This is a genomic window from Limnospira sp. PMC 289.06 (assembly GCF_032350395.1).
GTDB lineage: Bacteria > Cyanobacteriota > Cyanobacteriia > Cyanobacteriales > Microcoleaceae > Limnospira > Limnospira platensis.
On sequence record NZ_JARPLC010000582.1, the window covers coordinates 1 to 263 of the forward strand.

Sequence of the window (263 nt, forward strand, 5' to 3'; positions counted from 1 at the left end):
AGCAACAGCGAGAGGAGTTTATTGCTCAGATTGAACATATGGAGCCGGAAGGGTTGGTTTACCTCGATGAAGCTGGCATGAATAGTCAAGACTCGGATTATCCTTATGGTTACTGCCAGGAAGGACAACGCTTCGATGCCCTCAAATCAGGGAAGAGGCAGGGCAGGGTGAGCTATATGGCCCCATGGTGTTATCAACAACTCTTAACTCCCTTTACCTTTGAGGGTTGTTGTAATCGGACAGTGTTTGAGTTGTGGTTGGAG

General features: G+C 47.9%; 1 protein-coding gene. It reads left to right on the forward strand.

Going from position 1 to position 263, the window contains the following annotated elements; translation table 11 throughout:
* A partial coding sequence (locus P5674_RS26335; protein WP_315670536.1) for a transposase occupies nucleotides 1-263 on the forward strand: 263 nt, incomplete at both ends.